This is a genomic window from Halolamina pelagica (assembly GCF_001307315.1).
In the GTDB taxonomy this organism is placed as follows: Archaea; Halobacteriota; Halobacteria; order Halobacteriales; family Haloferacaceae; genus Halolamina; species Halolamina pelagica_B.
The window spans coordinates 1,132,099-1,144,349 of sequence record NZ_LGUC01000001.1; the positions used below are offsets into that span (position 1 = coordinate 1,132,099).

The window sequence follows — 12,251 nt, forward strand, 5'->3', positions numbered from 1 at the left end:
ACGAGCGGAGCGACCGCCACACATCACCATTCAGCCCGGATCGGGCACTCATCATGCAAGACACAGCCAAATACCTCATCCACGCGAAACTATCGGCGGACGGTGTGATCGAGCGGAGCGACGTCGTCGGCGCGGTGTTCGGCCAGACCGAGGGACTACTCGGCGACGAGATGGACCTGCGGGACCTGCAGGACTCCTCGAAGGTCGGCCGCATCGACGTGAGCGTCGAAACCGAGGGCGGCCAGTCCTTCGGCGACGTGACCATCGCCTCCTCGCTCGACAAAGTCGAGACCGCGATCCTCGCGGCGTCACTGGAGACGATCTCCAGAGTCGGCCCCTGTCAGGCCCGCCTCGAAGTGACGAACATCGAGGACGTCCGCGCCGCAAAGCGCCGTATCGTCGTCCAACGCGCCAAGGAACTGCTCGCGAACTCCTTCCAGGAGACGGTTCTCACGAGCGACGAACTCCACGAGGAAGTCAGGGAGTCAGTCCGCGCCGGCGAGATGAACGAGTACGAGGGCTACCCCGCCGGCCCCAACGTCGAAGACGGCGACGCCATCGTCGTCGTCGAGGGGCGGGCGGACGTGGCCCGACTGCTCGAGTTCGGCGTGAAAAACGCCGTCGCCGTCGAGGGGACGAACGTCCCCGACGCCGTCGCCGAACTCACCGAAGCCCGAACGACCACCGCCTTCCTCGACGGCGACCGCGGCGGCCAGCTCATCCTCCGGGAGCTCGGCCAGGTCGGCGACGTGGACTTCGTCGCGTTCGCGCCCGAGGGCGAGTCGGTCGAGGAGCTCCAGCGCGGCGAACTGCTCGCGGCGCTCCGGGAGAAAACGCCGTACGAGGTGTACGAACGCGCCCGGCAGGCGGGCGACCCCGAGTCCGCCCGCGAGGTCGCGACCGGGGGCTCACGCCCCGGGACCACGGCGGCCTCGCCCGCCGTCGACGGCGAGACACCGACGCCCCGTGAGGAGTCGGCCCAGCCGGCTGCCGCCGAACGCTCGGCTGACGCCGACGCCGGGGCTTCGTCGGACAGTCGCTCCGGCGACGGGTCGGCCGCGTCGGCGACGGACGGTGGATCGCAAGCGGACGGCGGGTCGGGGGCGATGGCCCAACCGTCGCTCGTCGACCAGGTCGAGGGGCGTCCCGACGCCCCGGACGCCGCGGCGGCGTCGACGTTGACCGACCACGTTCGGGCGGTCGTCGGCGAGAACGCCGGCACGGTTCGGCTGCTCGACGAGGAGTGGGAGCCGCTGACGGAGGCGCCCGCCGACACGGCCTACGAGACCGTCGACGAGAGCGAGGGGGCCTACGCGCTGGTGCTCGACGGGGAACTCGACCAGCGAACGCTCGACGCTGCGGCCGACCGCGACGTACAGCACGCGGTCGCCAGAACGACCGGCGAGTTCGTCAAACAGCCCGCGACCCCGCACGTGCGGCCGGTCGACGGTTTCCTCTCCTGATCGGGGCTACCGTTCGGGACACTCCGGCAGGTGCGACGCGATGTCCGGCACCGACTCCCCACAGAGGCTACACTCGAACGGCTCGGTCTGTCGACCGCCGCGGTCGGTGTAGTCCACCTCGTACCCTTTCTCCGACAGCACCTCGCTGACCACGTCCCGCTTCTCGTGGGGCACCGACGCCCGGAGGCGACGCCGAACCGAGTCCGCGGAGATCTCCTCGATCTGGCTTTCGTTCTCCGCCAGCCATGCCTCGATCACGGCCGACAGCGCGTGCTCGTCGCGGAGATACGCGATCCCCGTCAGCCCGCCCGCGACGCCGGCCGTCGACCCCCCGCCACCCGGGCCGCCGGAGATGTTGAGCGTCCCGATCAGCGCCCGCACGTTCTTCGCGAGGTTCTGCACGGGGAGGTCGTCGCGGGGGACGGGCCGTGCTCCGCGAGGTACCGGACGGCTCGCGAGTCGGCTGGCTTCTTCGGCATGCTTTCACACGGTACTGTACGCTCCAGAAATGTATGCGTATCGGCAGGTCAGCCGTCGTCGACGACGGCACGCAGCAGGTAGCCGGCGCCGTCGTCGTAGGCGTCGGGCTCGACGGCGACGCGCTCGAAGCCGAGCTCGTGGTAGAGGCCCTGTGCAGCCTCGTTCTCGGCGGCGACCCGAAGCACGACTGCCCTCCCGGGGTCGAGCCGGTCGAACAGCGCCTGAAACAGCGCGCGTCCCCGGCCCTGGCGACGGTAGTCGGGGTGGACGACCAGTTCGGCGGCGTAGACTGGCTCGCCCGGAAACCAGAGGAGGTAGCCGACGACGGCACCCGACGCCGTCGAGACGAACAGGCTGCCGCCGGCGACGGGGGCGAGCAGTTCGGGCGCCGGTTCGGGGAGATACTGCTGGAGGCCGCGAACTGCGGGGCGGTCCTGGGGGCGACCCTCGCGGATCACACCACGAACGAGAGCATGACGCTCGCGAGCGCCCCGACCAGCGTGGCGAGCAGGTTCACCGTCTCGTTTTCGAGTCGGTCGCCCTCGACGGTGGCGCCGAGCACGCTGTCGGCCGTCATGCCGGCGAACCCGCCGACGGTGACTAGCGCGACGACGGTCGTCGACCCCTGGGGACGCTGAGCAGGACGACCGCCAGCAGCCCGACCAGCGCAGCGCCGAGGAGGCCGGCGAGTTCGCCCTGCCACGTGACGGCGCCGTCGGTGCCGGGGGGACGCGCTCGCCGGTCGTCACCAGCCGCGGGGTGTCGAACAGGCCGCCGATCTCGCTGGAGAGCGTATCGCCCGTCGCGGTCGCGAGCGAGCCGGCGAACGCCAGACGGAACAGGTTCGGGTCGATCGGGAACTCGCCCGTCGAGACGGCGGCGAAGCCGACGACGGCGGCGAGTGCGATCCCGGCGTTGCCGAGCACGTTCCCGAGCCCGCGGGCGCCCTCGTTCTCCTCGGCGACGCCGCGCTCGGCTTTCTCCTCGTAGCGGAACTTCGTCGTGAGCGACCCGATGCCGAAGAAGGTGAGCAGGATGACGAACCACCCCGGCCCGCCGAACCCGATGCTGACGAGGCTGAACACGACGCCCGCGAGCATCCCTTCCCCGGAGGCGGTGCCGGTGGCGTAGGTGAACCCGCCGAGGAACAGGGCGACGCCGAGTGCGAGCGCCACGTCCAGCACGTGAACTGCGGGCACGAGCGCGCCGACGACGAGCATCGAGGCGCCGACCGCGAACGTCACGGCGGCGGTGTCACCGGGCGAGAGCATCGAGCGCGTGAGTGCGCCGATCAGCGCCGCCATCGCGGCGTGGAACGTGAACGTCGTTGCGGCCCCGAACCCCACGTCGACGCCCGCCATCGCGAACGGCGTCGACGCGAGGGCGACGACGATCAGTTGGGCCAGCAGCGCGGCGACGAAGGCGGCGACCGCGAACGCCGCGACGACGAGGAACTGCTCGTCGAGGCGGTCGCGGACGGCAGTCGCGCCGAGGTTCCCGACGCCGACGGTGACGACGCTGGCGGCGAACGCCGGGAGCGGCATCGTGTAGGTCGCGGCGACCGGCGGCGCCGCGAGGAAGGCGAGGACGGCGGCGGCGAGGGCGAACGAGGCGAGGCCGTACAGCCGGCCGGCCTGTCGGTCGCGCGGTCGGGCGAACAGCGCGAACAGCGGGCCGTCGTCGACGAGAAACGCCGCGGCGCCGGCGACAGCGAGAAACGGCAGCGCCGTCGCCCGCCCGAGAAGCGGCGCTGACAGTGCGAGCAGGGAGACTGCGGCGAAGCCGGCGTCGCGCCTGAGCCTCCGGTTCACGTCGTCGGCTACCTGCGACGCGTACTTAACGCTCCCGACACCTCGCCGGGCGTCGAGCGCGTCGGCTCCTCGGGACCGAAAGTATCGGCCGCCGACGAAGGGTTTTCGAGCACGCGACCGCTACTCGGCCTCGTGGGAGCGTACGACGCCTATCTCGCCCTCCGCCATCGCCTCGCCGACGCCGACGGCCCCGCCCATGTCGCGTTGGTGCTCACCGAGCGTGATTTACTGGAGCAGGGCGCCTACGAGACGCTCGAAGCGACGCTGCGCTGGGCGTTCGACTACGGCGCCGAGCGCGTCACCGTCTCGGTGTCGGTGCTCGACGAGGCGGTCGTGCCGACGCTCGTCCGGGAGCTCCGGGGAATCGACGCACCGCGGGCGGTGGCCGTCCGCGGCCCCGACGACGCCGAGCGCGCGGCCGCGCCGATCCGGATCAACGTCGGCCTCGGGGGTCGCGGCGAGTTCGCCCGCGCGGTCCGGGAGATGGCCGAAGACGTGGCTGCCGGCGACCTCGACCCCGCGGACGTCGACGAGGAGACGGTGACGGATCACCTCGTGTTCCCGGAGGAGCCGGATCTGCTGATCAAGACCGGCGCCGAACGGCTCTCGGACTTCTTGATCTGGCAGTCGACCTACTCGGAGCTGTACTTCACGGACGTGAACTGGCGGGACTTCCGGAAACGGGACTACCTGCGGGCGGTGCTCGAGTTCGAGGACCGGCAGCGCCGTTTCGGCGAGTAGTCGGGGCCAGGTTTATTCTCCCGTCGGCGTAGACTCCGGGTATGCGTCCCCGCAGATCCCTCCACGTCGTGTTCGCCCTCCTGCTCGCTCTCGCGGCCGTCGCTGCCGTGCCGGCTGCGGACGCCCGCGCGCCGCCGACGCCGGTGTGTGGCGTCTGCTCGTTCGACACGACGGTCGACGGGACCGACGTCGCCGCGGACGAGAGCGAACTCACGGTTCGGATTCACGCGAACGGCTCGACTACCTGGATCGCGACGGTCGAACTCGCTCGCGGGGCCGCGTCGATGGCCGAGAACGACTCGTTCCGGCGTGCAGTCGTCGACGAGGCGATGGGCTGGAGCGTCGCCGAGCCTGAGGCCGTCCGGAGCAGCGTCGACGACGGTACGCTGACAGTCAGGTACCGCGACGACGAGGCCGCAGAGCGCCACGTCGGCGCGGTGGTGTTCACGCCCCTCACTCCGGAGGGCCCGAACGCCCTGTTCGCGTCTGGGGGTGAGGGGCCGCGCTACCTCGGCACCGACCGGTTCACGCTCCGCGCGCCGGCGGGGTACGACCTCCACGGCGGCGGAGAAACGGGAGACGCGGGCGAACTCGTCTGGACCAGAGCCGACGGTACGGAACGAACGTCCCTCGACGTGAGCGACGACCCCGTCGCGGTCGACGCCGATTCGGCCGCCCCGGGAATCCGGACGTGGTTCGCGCGGCTGCTGAGCTAGTCGGCGGACTCGGTGCCCCGAGCGTCGAGTTCGGCCTCGATCTCCGGGGCCGCCCCACCGGGGAGCTTCTCGCGCAGGCGCCCGGCGACGGTGCGGGCCTCCGCGAGTTCGGTCTCCGCGACCGCGCGGACGATCGCGGCCGCGCGCTCTCGGCGGGTGCGCTGCCACGAGCGCTCGCGGGACTGGTAGGTACGGATCCCCCGCAGGAAGTCGGTCTTCGAGAACTCCGGCCAGTACGGCGCACAGAAGTACGCCGCGGCCTCGTTGCCGTTGGCGTGCCACGGCAGGAAGTTCGAGGTGCGCTCGTCGCCGCCGGTGCGGATGATCAGGTCCACGTCGCGGACCTGCCGGCCGTAGAGCCGATCGTCGACGAGTTCGATGTCGATATCGCTTGGCGCGAGGTCGTCGTCGTCGACGTCGTCCAGCACGTCGCGGGCGGCCCGGAGGAGTTCGTTCCGACCGCCGTAGGCGAGCGCGACGTTCAGCCGGAAGGAGTCGTACCCGGCGGTGTGGTTCTCGGCGTACCGGATCGCCTCCTGGACGCGCTCGGGGAGGCGGTCGGTCTCGCCGATCGCGCGGATCGCCACCCCGTTCTCGTGGATACGGTCGTTGTCGGCGATGGAGGTGAGCTTCTCCTCGAGCAGGTCGTAGAGGTGTTCACGCTCCTCTGGCGGGCGCTTGAAGTTCTCCGTCGAGAACGCGTAGAGGGTGAGCTCTTTCACGCCGAGATCCTGACACCACTCGAGCACCTGCTCGGTGGTCTCGGCGCCGGCGCGATGCCCCTCGGGAGCGTCGTCGCCCCGTTCCCGGGCGTAGCGCCGGTTACCGTCCTGGATGATCGCGACGTGGGAGGGACCGCCGTCGCCCTCGCGACGGAGCAGCCGCTCGTAGGCCCGCACGAACTGTTTTCGGACCCACTGCTTCATGGGTGTCGGTGCGCCGTCGTGAGGTATGAGTCTTGTGACGTATCGAGGCCACGGCTCGCTCACTGCCGAGACCGCCGCCCCGCGGCGGGAGAAACTGTGTCGTGGCCGTGTGCAATCGCCGTCGACGCCCGTTCGCGGGTCGGGTCCCACAAACGGTTTAACCGAGAGCGACGCAGTAGGGGCCATGGACCCCGTCGCGCTCCAGTTAGACATCGATTTCCGGCAGCTCGGCGTCGAGGCCGGATCCGGCGCCCTCATCGGCGCCCTGATCGGCTTCGCCGCGAAGAAAGTCGCCAAGATCATCGCCGTGCTGGTCGGCATCGAGCTGGCGGTGTTCAAGTTCCTCGAGTCCCGGGAGATCATCACCGTCGACTGGGACAAGCTCACGTCCGGGCTGATGGGCGCTGGGCAGGACGCCGCCACCGGGACGCCGCCGTCGTGGGTCGAGACGATCCTCTCGACGGTGTCGGTGTCGGCCGGCTTCACCGGCGGCTTCTACGTCGGCTGGCGGCGGGCCTGAGCGGCAGTTCGAGAACGCGCCGGCAGTTCGTTACCGGGTTTTGAGGTCGTCTTTCTCCTTGACGATGCTCGTCTCGGCCTCGCCGCTGGTCTCCTCGTTGACCAGGTCGTAGAAGTCGTTCTGCATCCCCGCCGGGAACGTGACGACGCCGATCCAGGAGCCGTCGGCCTGCCACTCCTCGCGTTCCAGGTCGCCGTACTGGCGGATCTTCGCCTGTGCGCTGCCGGCGTAGTCCGCCGGGACGTTGACCGCGACCGTGATCTCGTCGAACCGAATGGGGATCACCGGCCGGAGCGCGTCGAGCGCGTCGTCGACCTGCGTCTCGACTGGCTCCATCGGATCGACCGTGAAGCCGGCCTCCTCGAGCGCCCGCTCGATGCGCTCGGGGGGTGGGGCGCGTTGTCCATCTGGGGGTTGACGGCGTTGCGTGCGATCTTGTTGATCAGCGCGTTGTGCTTCTGCTCCTCCATCTCCTTGCGCTGCTCGGCGGTGATCTGGATCTCCCCGCGCTCGACGACCTCCGGGATGATCTCCATGGGGTCGGTGGTGTCGAACACTTCCTCCAGCGCGCTCTCGGCGGGCCGATCGCCACGTGAGGCGTTCTCGAACACGTCTTCGGCGGCGATCACGTCCTCGAGCTCCCCCTCGAACTCGCCGCGTTTCATCTCGAGTGCGGCGTCGGGGTCGATGAGCACCTCGAAGCGCTCGCCGTGAGACTCGAGCCGCGCGGTGACGGCATCCTCAAGCGGAATCATGCTTCAGGGTTCCACGGCCGGGACCATAAACCGTCGCCCTCCGTTCAGCCGAAGGCGCCGAGACTCGACTGCATCTCCCGCTCGCTCGGCCCCTCGCTCACCTCGTACCCGACCAAGCTTCGCAAGTCGACGGCGTAGGTGCTCCCGGCCCGCTCGAGCAAGAGGATCCGACCCTTCACGCCCCGAACCGTCCCCGTGGCCATCGTTTCGGTCACCGGCCGGCCGTCGAGATCGAGGCCGTAGTCGAACTCGAACGTCTCGATCGGGTCGAAGTCGGCCAGTAGGGCCTCCCAGGCGTCGTCGGCGACCGAGCGGCCGAGCCCGTCGATCTTCGTCGGCATGCGGACGCGGTCCGGGATGCGCTCGGCGATGCCGGCCTCGATGCGCCGGGCGGCGCGACCGTCGTCGACGGTCCGAACGTGCGCTGCACGATCGGCGCCCTGCTCCAACAGTCGCGTCTCGAGGCGCCACTCGCGCGTGACGCCGACTTTGAACACGTCCGGAGCGAACGCGGCGAGATACACCGCGTGGTCCTCGAAGCAGTCCATCTCGTCTTTCAGACACTCCCCGGTACACTTGGCACAGACCCAGACGTGACTGTGGGCGTCGCAGTACGGCGCCCCGTCGGCGTCGCAGGCGGTGTGGCCACCCTCCTCGACGACGCCGGCGCAGTGGCGCTCGCCCAACTGATAGGCGATCTCGGTGCCGGGCGTCAGATCGACGTACTCCACGTCGCCGTCGCGGGCGAGCAACAAGCCGCCGTCGCCGGCGTCGTACCCCACGAACTGCACACGCCGGCTTGGACGTGGTCCCGCATATGACTGTTCATCCGGGCGGTCGGTCAGGGTGCCGACCCGACCGGCCACGCGAATATTTCTCCACAACTGGCACAAGAATATGTGTGCTGACTATTAGTTACGGGTTATTACCAGTAGATTTTTCAAACCACTGCGCTTGTTCCTGACTGCCATGCCAGAGGATAACTCGGGGGCGAAGCGTCGAACCGTACTCAAAGCGACCAGTGGTGCCGTCGCGGCCGGGGCGTTCTCCGGGCTCGCGTCGGCGGACGACGCGACGGTCGAAGTCAACGTGGGCTACGAGAACGATCGTGGTCGCGGCGCCGCGATGGAGGCGGCGAGCGAGGTCGTCCGGGAGTTCAACTTCGACGCGCTCACGATGCGCGTGTCCCGGAACGCGATCGAGGGGCTCGAGCAGAACCCTCACGTTCGCTACGTCGAGGAGAACGGCACCATGGAGGCGCTGGCCCAGTCGGTCCCGTGGGGACAGGACCGCGTCGACAGCGAGGTGGCCCACGCCAACGGCGACACCGGCGAGGGCGCCGATATCGCCATCCTCGACACCGGAATCGACTCGGACCACCCCGATCTGACTGCGAACGTCGGCGCCGGCAAGGCGTTCGTCTCCTGTAGCACGAAAGGCGGCTGTCGCTACGGCGCCAAGCCCGCGGACAACACCTGCTACAACTCCTGGGACGACGACAACGACCACGGCTCCCACTGCGCCGGCATCGCCGACGCCGTCGACAACAGCCAGGGGATCGTCGGGGCGTCGACGACGGCGACGCTCCACGCGGTGAAGGTGCTGGACAAGTGCGGCTCCGGGTCGTTCTCGGACATCGCTGCCGGGGTCGAGTACGTCGCGGACCAGGGTTGGGACGTCGGCTCCATGAGCCTCGGCGGCTCCAGCAGTTCCTCGGCGCTCAAAGACGCCTGCCAGTACGCCCACGACAAGGGCGTGTTCCTCGTCGCCGCCGCCGGCAACTCCGGGCCGTGTACGGACTGTGTCGGCTACCCCGCGGCCTACAGCACGGTGATGGCCGTCTCCGCGACCAGCTCCGACGACAGCCTCGCCGACTTCTCCTCGACCGGCCCGGAGGTCGAGATCGCGGCGCCGGGTGACAACATCAACTCCACGGTCCCGGGTGGCTACAGCCAGTTCTCGGGAACGTCGATGGCGTGTCCGCACGTCGCCGGTGCCGCCGGGCAGCTGATGGCCAACGGCGCGAGCAACACCCAGGCTCGGGACACGCTGAACAGCACGGCCGAGAATATCGGGCTCGCGAGCAACGAGTCGGGGAACGGCCTCCTCGACGTGGCCGCCGCGCTGGGCTACGACTCGAGCGACAACTGAGTTGGCGATCTGGTCCCCGTTCCTGCCGCTGTTCGGCGTGAAAATACTGGGGGTGATACCGGTCGGCCCCACTGCTCGACCGGTGACCCGGTCTCAGGCGTCAGAGGCGTCCCGCACGTCCATCGAGCGGCAGTTCGGACACCGAACGCCGATCATCCGCGTCTTCGGGCGATCGAACTCGGTGCCACACGACGCGCACTCGTAGCTGAACACGTCCCCGTCGTCGTCGGACCCGCCGGAGATCGCGTCCGAGATGGAGCGAAGGAGCCCTACGCTCATTGGCTCTCTACCGTGAATTTGTCCCGCGAACCGTTTCAACGTTCGGCTCGTTCCCCCACAGGTAGAACGGGTGCGCCTGACCGCCGGAAAATCAGTGAACAGCGGCCGGATCGATATCCGCCTCCCGCAACGCGTCGACGTAGTCGTCGTAGGCGACCTGGATCGTGTACTCCGCGACCGCCCGGGCGTCCGTCCAGTCGCCGTCCGTCTCACAGAGCGTCGTCAGCAGGTCGAGGCCGCGCTCGGTCCCTGCCTCGGTCTCCGCGCGCAGTTCACGGAACAGGTCGGCGCGCCGGCTGTCACCCGCGTCGACGAAGAAGGAGACCAGCCGCGAGTGGGTGCGCTCGGCGACGAGCCCCCGCCCCACCATCCCCGCGGCGACGCGGTGGATCGCCCCCTCACGGCCGCGGAGGTACTCGTGGAGCGGGCCGCCGTCGTGTGGCTCGTACCCCGAAGCGCTCGCTGGCAGTGCCGCGAGGACGCGTCTCCGGTGCTCTTGTTCCCGGTCGGCCACGTCCTCGAACGCCTGCCGGACACGCTCGTCGTCCTCGTCGACGGCCCAGCGGGAGAACGTCGTGTGTGCGGCGTGTTCTGAGTCGGCGGCCGCTTCGAGCACGCGCCGCGTCGTGGGGTCGGCGTCGGTCAGCGCGGCCAGCAGCGACGCCGAGCCGAGCCGGTCCAACTCGGTCGATTTCGCGGCCTGCACGCGGTCGCGGAAGGTGCCGCCGTCCATCTCGCCGTCGGCTCAGTCGTCGTCGGCCGCGGCGTCGGCGGCGTCGGCCTCGGCGTCCTCGATGCTCGGCGGGTAGCTCCCGCGGTCGAGTTTGAGGTCGGACTTGGGGCGGGCCATACACGTCAGCGCGTAGTCCTCGGCTTCCTCCTCGGTGAGCGCGCGCTGCTCGACGACGGTCTGTTCGACCTCGCCCTCGATGATCTCCGCGGAACAGGCCAGACACATCCCCACGCGGCAGGAGTACTCCTGGGCGATCCCCTCCTCCATGCAGACCTGCAGGATCGGGCGGGTCTCCGGGACCTCGATGGTCTCGCCGGTGCCGACGAACTCCACGGTGTGCTCGGTCATACTCCGGGGCTGGGTGGGGCGCCGAGAAAAGCGTTTCCTGATACGCCCCTACTCTTCCTCTTCCTCGTCTTTCTGTCGGATCGTGAGGACGGGAACGTCGGCGGTGCGGACGACGCGCTCCGTGACGCTCCCGAGCAGGAACCGCTCGACGCCGCTGCGCCCGTGGGTACCCATCACGACCAGGTCGACGCCTTCGCTGTCGACGTAGTCGAGGATGCGACGGTAGGCCGTCCCGGAGACGACGTGGGTTTCGACCTCGACGCCCGCGGTCTCGGCGGCGTCGACGACCTCCTCCACCGCGCGCTGGCCTTCCTCCTCGAGCGCGTCGATCACGAGCTCGGAGCCGGACTCGATCGACGAGAAGGCGCTGGCGTCGACGACGTACAGCGCGTGGATGGTGGCGTCGTACGTCTCGGCCAGCGAAACGGCGTGTTCGATCGCGGTGGTCGCAGCGGGGCTTCCGTCTGTGGGTACGAGGATGTCGTCGTACATCTCGTCCGCACAGTAGGTCGGCAGGGATTAGAAACCCCGGTTCAGTCAAGCGCCTCTCGGACGGCCGATTCGCACGCCCGCATCCCCTCGTAGCGTTCGTTCTCGCCGTCGCCAAGCGACACGGACTCGACGACGCGCCATCCCTCGTCTTCGTAGGCCAGGCCCTTCACCCAGTCCTCGGTCGCGAGGAGCACGCCGTCGATGCCCTCGCCTTCGGTTTCGCTGACCTCCACCGCCATCTCGATCGCGTCAGACCGGTTGAACGAGGCGAGTTCGGCGTCGCGCAGCGGGCGATCCGGGAGAGAGTCGAGCACGCTCATAGCTACGTGTCGACCTGCGTGGCCAAAGGCGCTTCCGAACGTTCCCTCGCGGCACGGCCGCTTCCGAAGCTTCTTGCTACAGGGGGCGACAGGAACCCCTATGTCCCGACTCGACCGGGTCCAACGAGCCGTCGTCGCGGTCGCGGCGGTCGCGCTCCTGGCCCGGTTTGTCGGCCTCGGCGCGCGCCCGTTCCACTGGGACGAGGCCCGCGTCGGCTACTGGACGCTGCGCTCGCTTGAAACCGGCGTCTACGAGTACCGCCCGGTCGCTGGCGGGCCGTTCCTCTACGTCGTCTCCCGCCGACTGTTCGCGCTCGGGCTGACCAGCGACGCCGCCGCACGCGCCCCAGTCGCCACGATCGGCGGCCTGCTGCCGCTCGCGGCGTTGCTGTTCCGGCGCGCACGGGATCGAGCAAGGGAACGGGATCGAGTAACGGGGCTTTCGGACACCGAGACGGTCGCGCTCGCGCTCCTGCTCGCGCTCGCGCCGCCGCTGCTCTACTACGCCCGTGTGCT

General features: G+C 69.5%; 14 protein-coding genes and 2 pseudogenes. 5 read left to right on the forward strand and 11 right to left on the reverse strand.

From position 1 onward, the window contains the following. Window positions 1-53 precede the first annotated feature (53 nt). Window positions 54-1,463 (forward strand): DNA primase DnaG, encoded by a 1,410-nt coding sequence (gene dnaG / locus SY89_RS06005; protein ID WP_054583528.1) that lies wholly within the window; start codon window positions 54-56, stop codon window positions 1,461-1,463. 6 nt (window positions 1,464-1,469) lie between these two features. On the opposite strand, the gene SY89_RS06010 is transcribed toward dnaG, so the two are convergent. From SY89_RS06010 to SY89_RS06020, 3 genes and pseudogenes are all read right to left on the reverse strand, one after another. Further along, a complete protein-coding gene (locus SY89_RS06010; protein ID WP_054583529.1) occupies window positions 1,470-1,865 on the reverse strand; it encodes a hypothetical protein in 396 nt (131 codons plus the stop codon). Window positions 1,866-1,990: 125 nt separating this feature from the next. Further along, window positions 1,991-2,401, reverse strand: coding sequence for a GNAT family N-acetyltransferase (locus SY89_RS06015; protein WP_054583530.1), 411 nt, complete (start codon window positions 2,399-2,401; stop codon window positions 1,991-1,993). Then, window positions 2,398-3,754 (reverse strand): annotated as a pseudogene (locus SY89_RS06020) (DUF92 domain-containing protein). Before SY89_RS06020 ends, SY89_RS06015 begins: the two are co-directional and overlap by 4 nt. Before the next feature lie 132 nt (window positions 3,755-3,886). Here SY89_RS06020 and SY89_RS06025 point away from each other — a divergent pair. Further along, window positions 3,887-4,495, forward strand: coding sequence for an undecaprenyl diphosphate synthase family protein (locus SY89_RS06025; protein ID WP_054583531.1), 609 nt, complete (start codon window positions 3,887-3,889; stop codon window positions 4,493-4,495). 41 nt (window positions 4,496-4,536) lie between these two features. Next, window positions 4,537-5,211, forward strand: coding sequence for a hypothetical protein (locus SY89_RS06030; RefSeq protein WP_054583532.1), 675 nt, complete (start codon window positions 4,537-4,539; stop codon window positions 5,209-5,211). On the opposite strand, the gene uppS is transcribed toward SY89_RS06030, so the two are convergent. After that, a complete protein-coding gene (gene uppS, locus SY89_RS06035; RefSeq protein ID WP_054583533.1) occupies window positions 5,208-6,137 on the reverse strand; it encodes a polyprenyl diphosphate synthase in 930 nt (309 codons plus the stop codon). The genes SY89_RS06030 and uppS overlap by 4 nt on opposite strands. Before the next feature lie 184 nt (window positions 6,138-6,321). Between uppS and SY89_RS06040 the strand changes: the two genes are divergently transcribed. Further along, entirely contained in the window at window positions 6,322-6,657 is a 336-nt protein-coding gene (locus tag SY89_RS06040; protein ID WP_054583534.1) for an FUN14 domain-containing protein, read from the forward strand. Between the two features lie 30 nt (window positions 6,658-6,687). Here the strand turns inward: SY89_RS06040 and SY89_RS06045 are convergent. Next, window positions 6,688-7,412 (reverse strand): annotated as a pseudogene (locus tag SY89_RS06045) (ribosome assembly factor SBDS). A 44-nt stretch (window positions 7,413-7,456) separates the two neighbouring features. After that, window positions 7,457-8,203: a DUF2797 domain-containing protein gene (locus SY89_RS06050; protein WP_054583535.1), complete on the reverse strand. Its 747-nt coding sequence runs from the start codon at window positions 8,201-8,203 to the stop codon at window positions 7,457-7,459. A gap of 178 nt (window positions 8,204-8,381) precedes the next feature. On the opposite strand from SY89_RS06050, the gene SY89_RS06055 reads away from it, so the two are divergent. Continuing rightward, entirely contained in the window at window positions 8,382-9,563 is a 1,182-nt protein-coding gene (locus tag SY89_RS06055) for a S8 family peptidase (protein WP_054583536.1), read from the forward strand. Between the two features lie 93 nt (window positions 9,564-9,656). On the opposite strand, the gene SY89_RS06060 is transcribed toward SY89_RS06055, so the two are convergent. The 5 genes from SY89_RS06060 to SY89_RS06080 all read right to left on the reverse strand — a co-directional run bounded on the left by SY89_RS06060 (window position 9,657) and on the right by SY89_RS06080 (window position 11,735). After that, on the reverse strand, window positions 9,657-9,842 hold the full coding sequence (locus tag SY89_RS06060; protein WP_054583537.1) for a hypothetical protein: 186 nt from the start codon (window positions 9,840-9,842) through the stop codon (window positions 9,657-9,659). 91 nt (window positions 9,843-9,933) lie between these two features. Beyond that, the gene (locus SY89_RS06065) at window positions 9,934-10,575 is read right to left on the reverse strand and encodes a hypothetical protein (RefSeq protein WP_054583538.1); all 642 of its coding nucleotides are present in this window, start codon (window positions 10,573-10,575) and stop codon (window positions 9,934-9,936) included. 12 nt (window positions 10,576-10,587) lie between these two features. Further along, complete coding sequence (locus SY89_RS06070) at window positions 10,588-10,923, reverse strand: 2Fe-2S iron-sulfur cluster-binding protein (RefSeq protein WP_054583539.1); 336 nt, start codon at window positions 10,921-10,923, stop codon at window positions 10,588-10,590. 48 nt (window positions 10,924-10,971) lie between these two features. Then, window positions 10,972-11,415, reverse strand: coding sequence for a universal stress protein (locus SY89_RS06075; protein WP_054583540.1), 444 nt, complete (start codon window positions 11,413-11,415; stop codon window positions 10,972-10,974). A 41-nt stretch (window positions 11,416-11,456) separates the two neighbouring features. Next, window positions 11,457-11,735: a hypothetical protein gene (locus SY89_RS06080; RefSeq protein ID WP_054583541.1), complete on the reverse strand. Its 279-nt coding sequence runs from the start codon at window positions 11,733-11,735 to the stop codon at window positions 11,457-11,459. Window positions 11,736-12,251: the final 516 nt, after the last annotated feature.

Coding starts and splice junctions, on each gene's coding strand:
- dnaG (WP_054583528.1), top strand. CDS start 54: ATGCAAGACACAGCCAAATACCTCATCCACGCGAAACTATCGGCGGAC.
- SY89_RS06030 (WP_054583532.1), top strand. CDS start 4,537: ATGCGTCCCCGCAGATCCCTCCACGTCGTGTTCGCCCTCCTGCTCGCT.
- uppS (WP_054583533.1), bottom strand. CDS start 6,137: ATGAAGCAGTGGGTCCGAAAACAGTTCGTGCGGGCCTACGAGCGGCTG.
- SY89_RS06040 (WP_054583534.1), top strand. CDS start 6,322: ATGGACCCCGTCGCGCTCCAGTTAGACATCGATTTCCGGCAGCTCGGC.
- SY89_RS06055 (WP_054583536.1), top strand. CDS start 8,382: ATGCCAGAGGATAACTCGGGGGCGAAGCGTCGAACCGTACTCAAAGCG.
- SY89_RS06060 (WP_054583537.1), bottom strand. CDS start 9,842: ATGAGCGTAGGGCTCCTTCGCTCCATCTCGGACGCGATCTCCGGCGGG.
- SY89_RS06065 (WP_054583538.1), bottom strand. CDS start 10,575: ATGGACGGCGGCACCTTCCGCGACCGCGTGCAGGCCGCGAAATCGACC.
- SY89_RS06070 (WP_054583539.1), bottom strand. CDS start 10,923: ATGACCGAGCACACCGTGGAGTTCGTCGGCACCGGCGAGACCATCGAG.
- SY89_RS06075 (WP_054583540.1), bottom strand. CDS start 11,415: ATGTACGACGACATCCTCGTACCCACAGACGGAAGCCCCGCTGCGACC.
- SY89_RS06080 (WP_054583541.1), bottom strand. CDS start 11,735: ATGAGCGTGCTCGACTCTCTCCCGGATCGCCCGCTGCGCGACGCCGAA.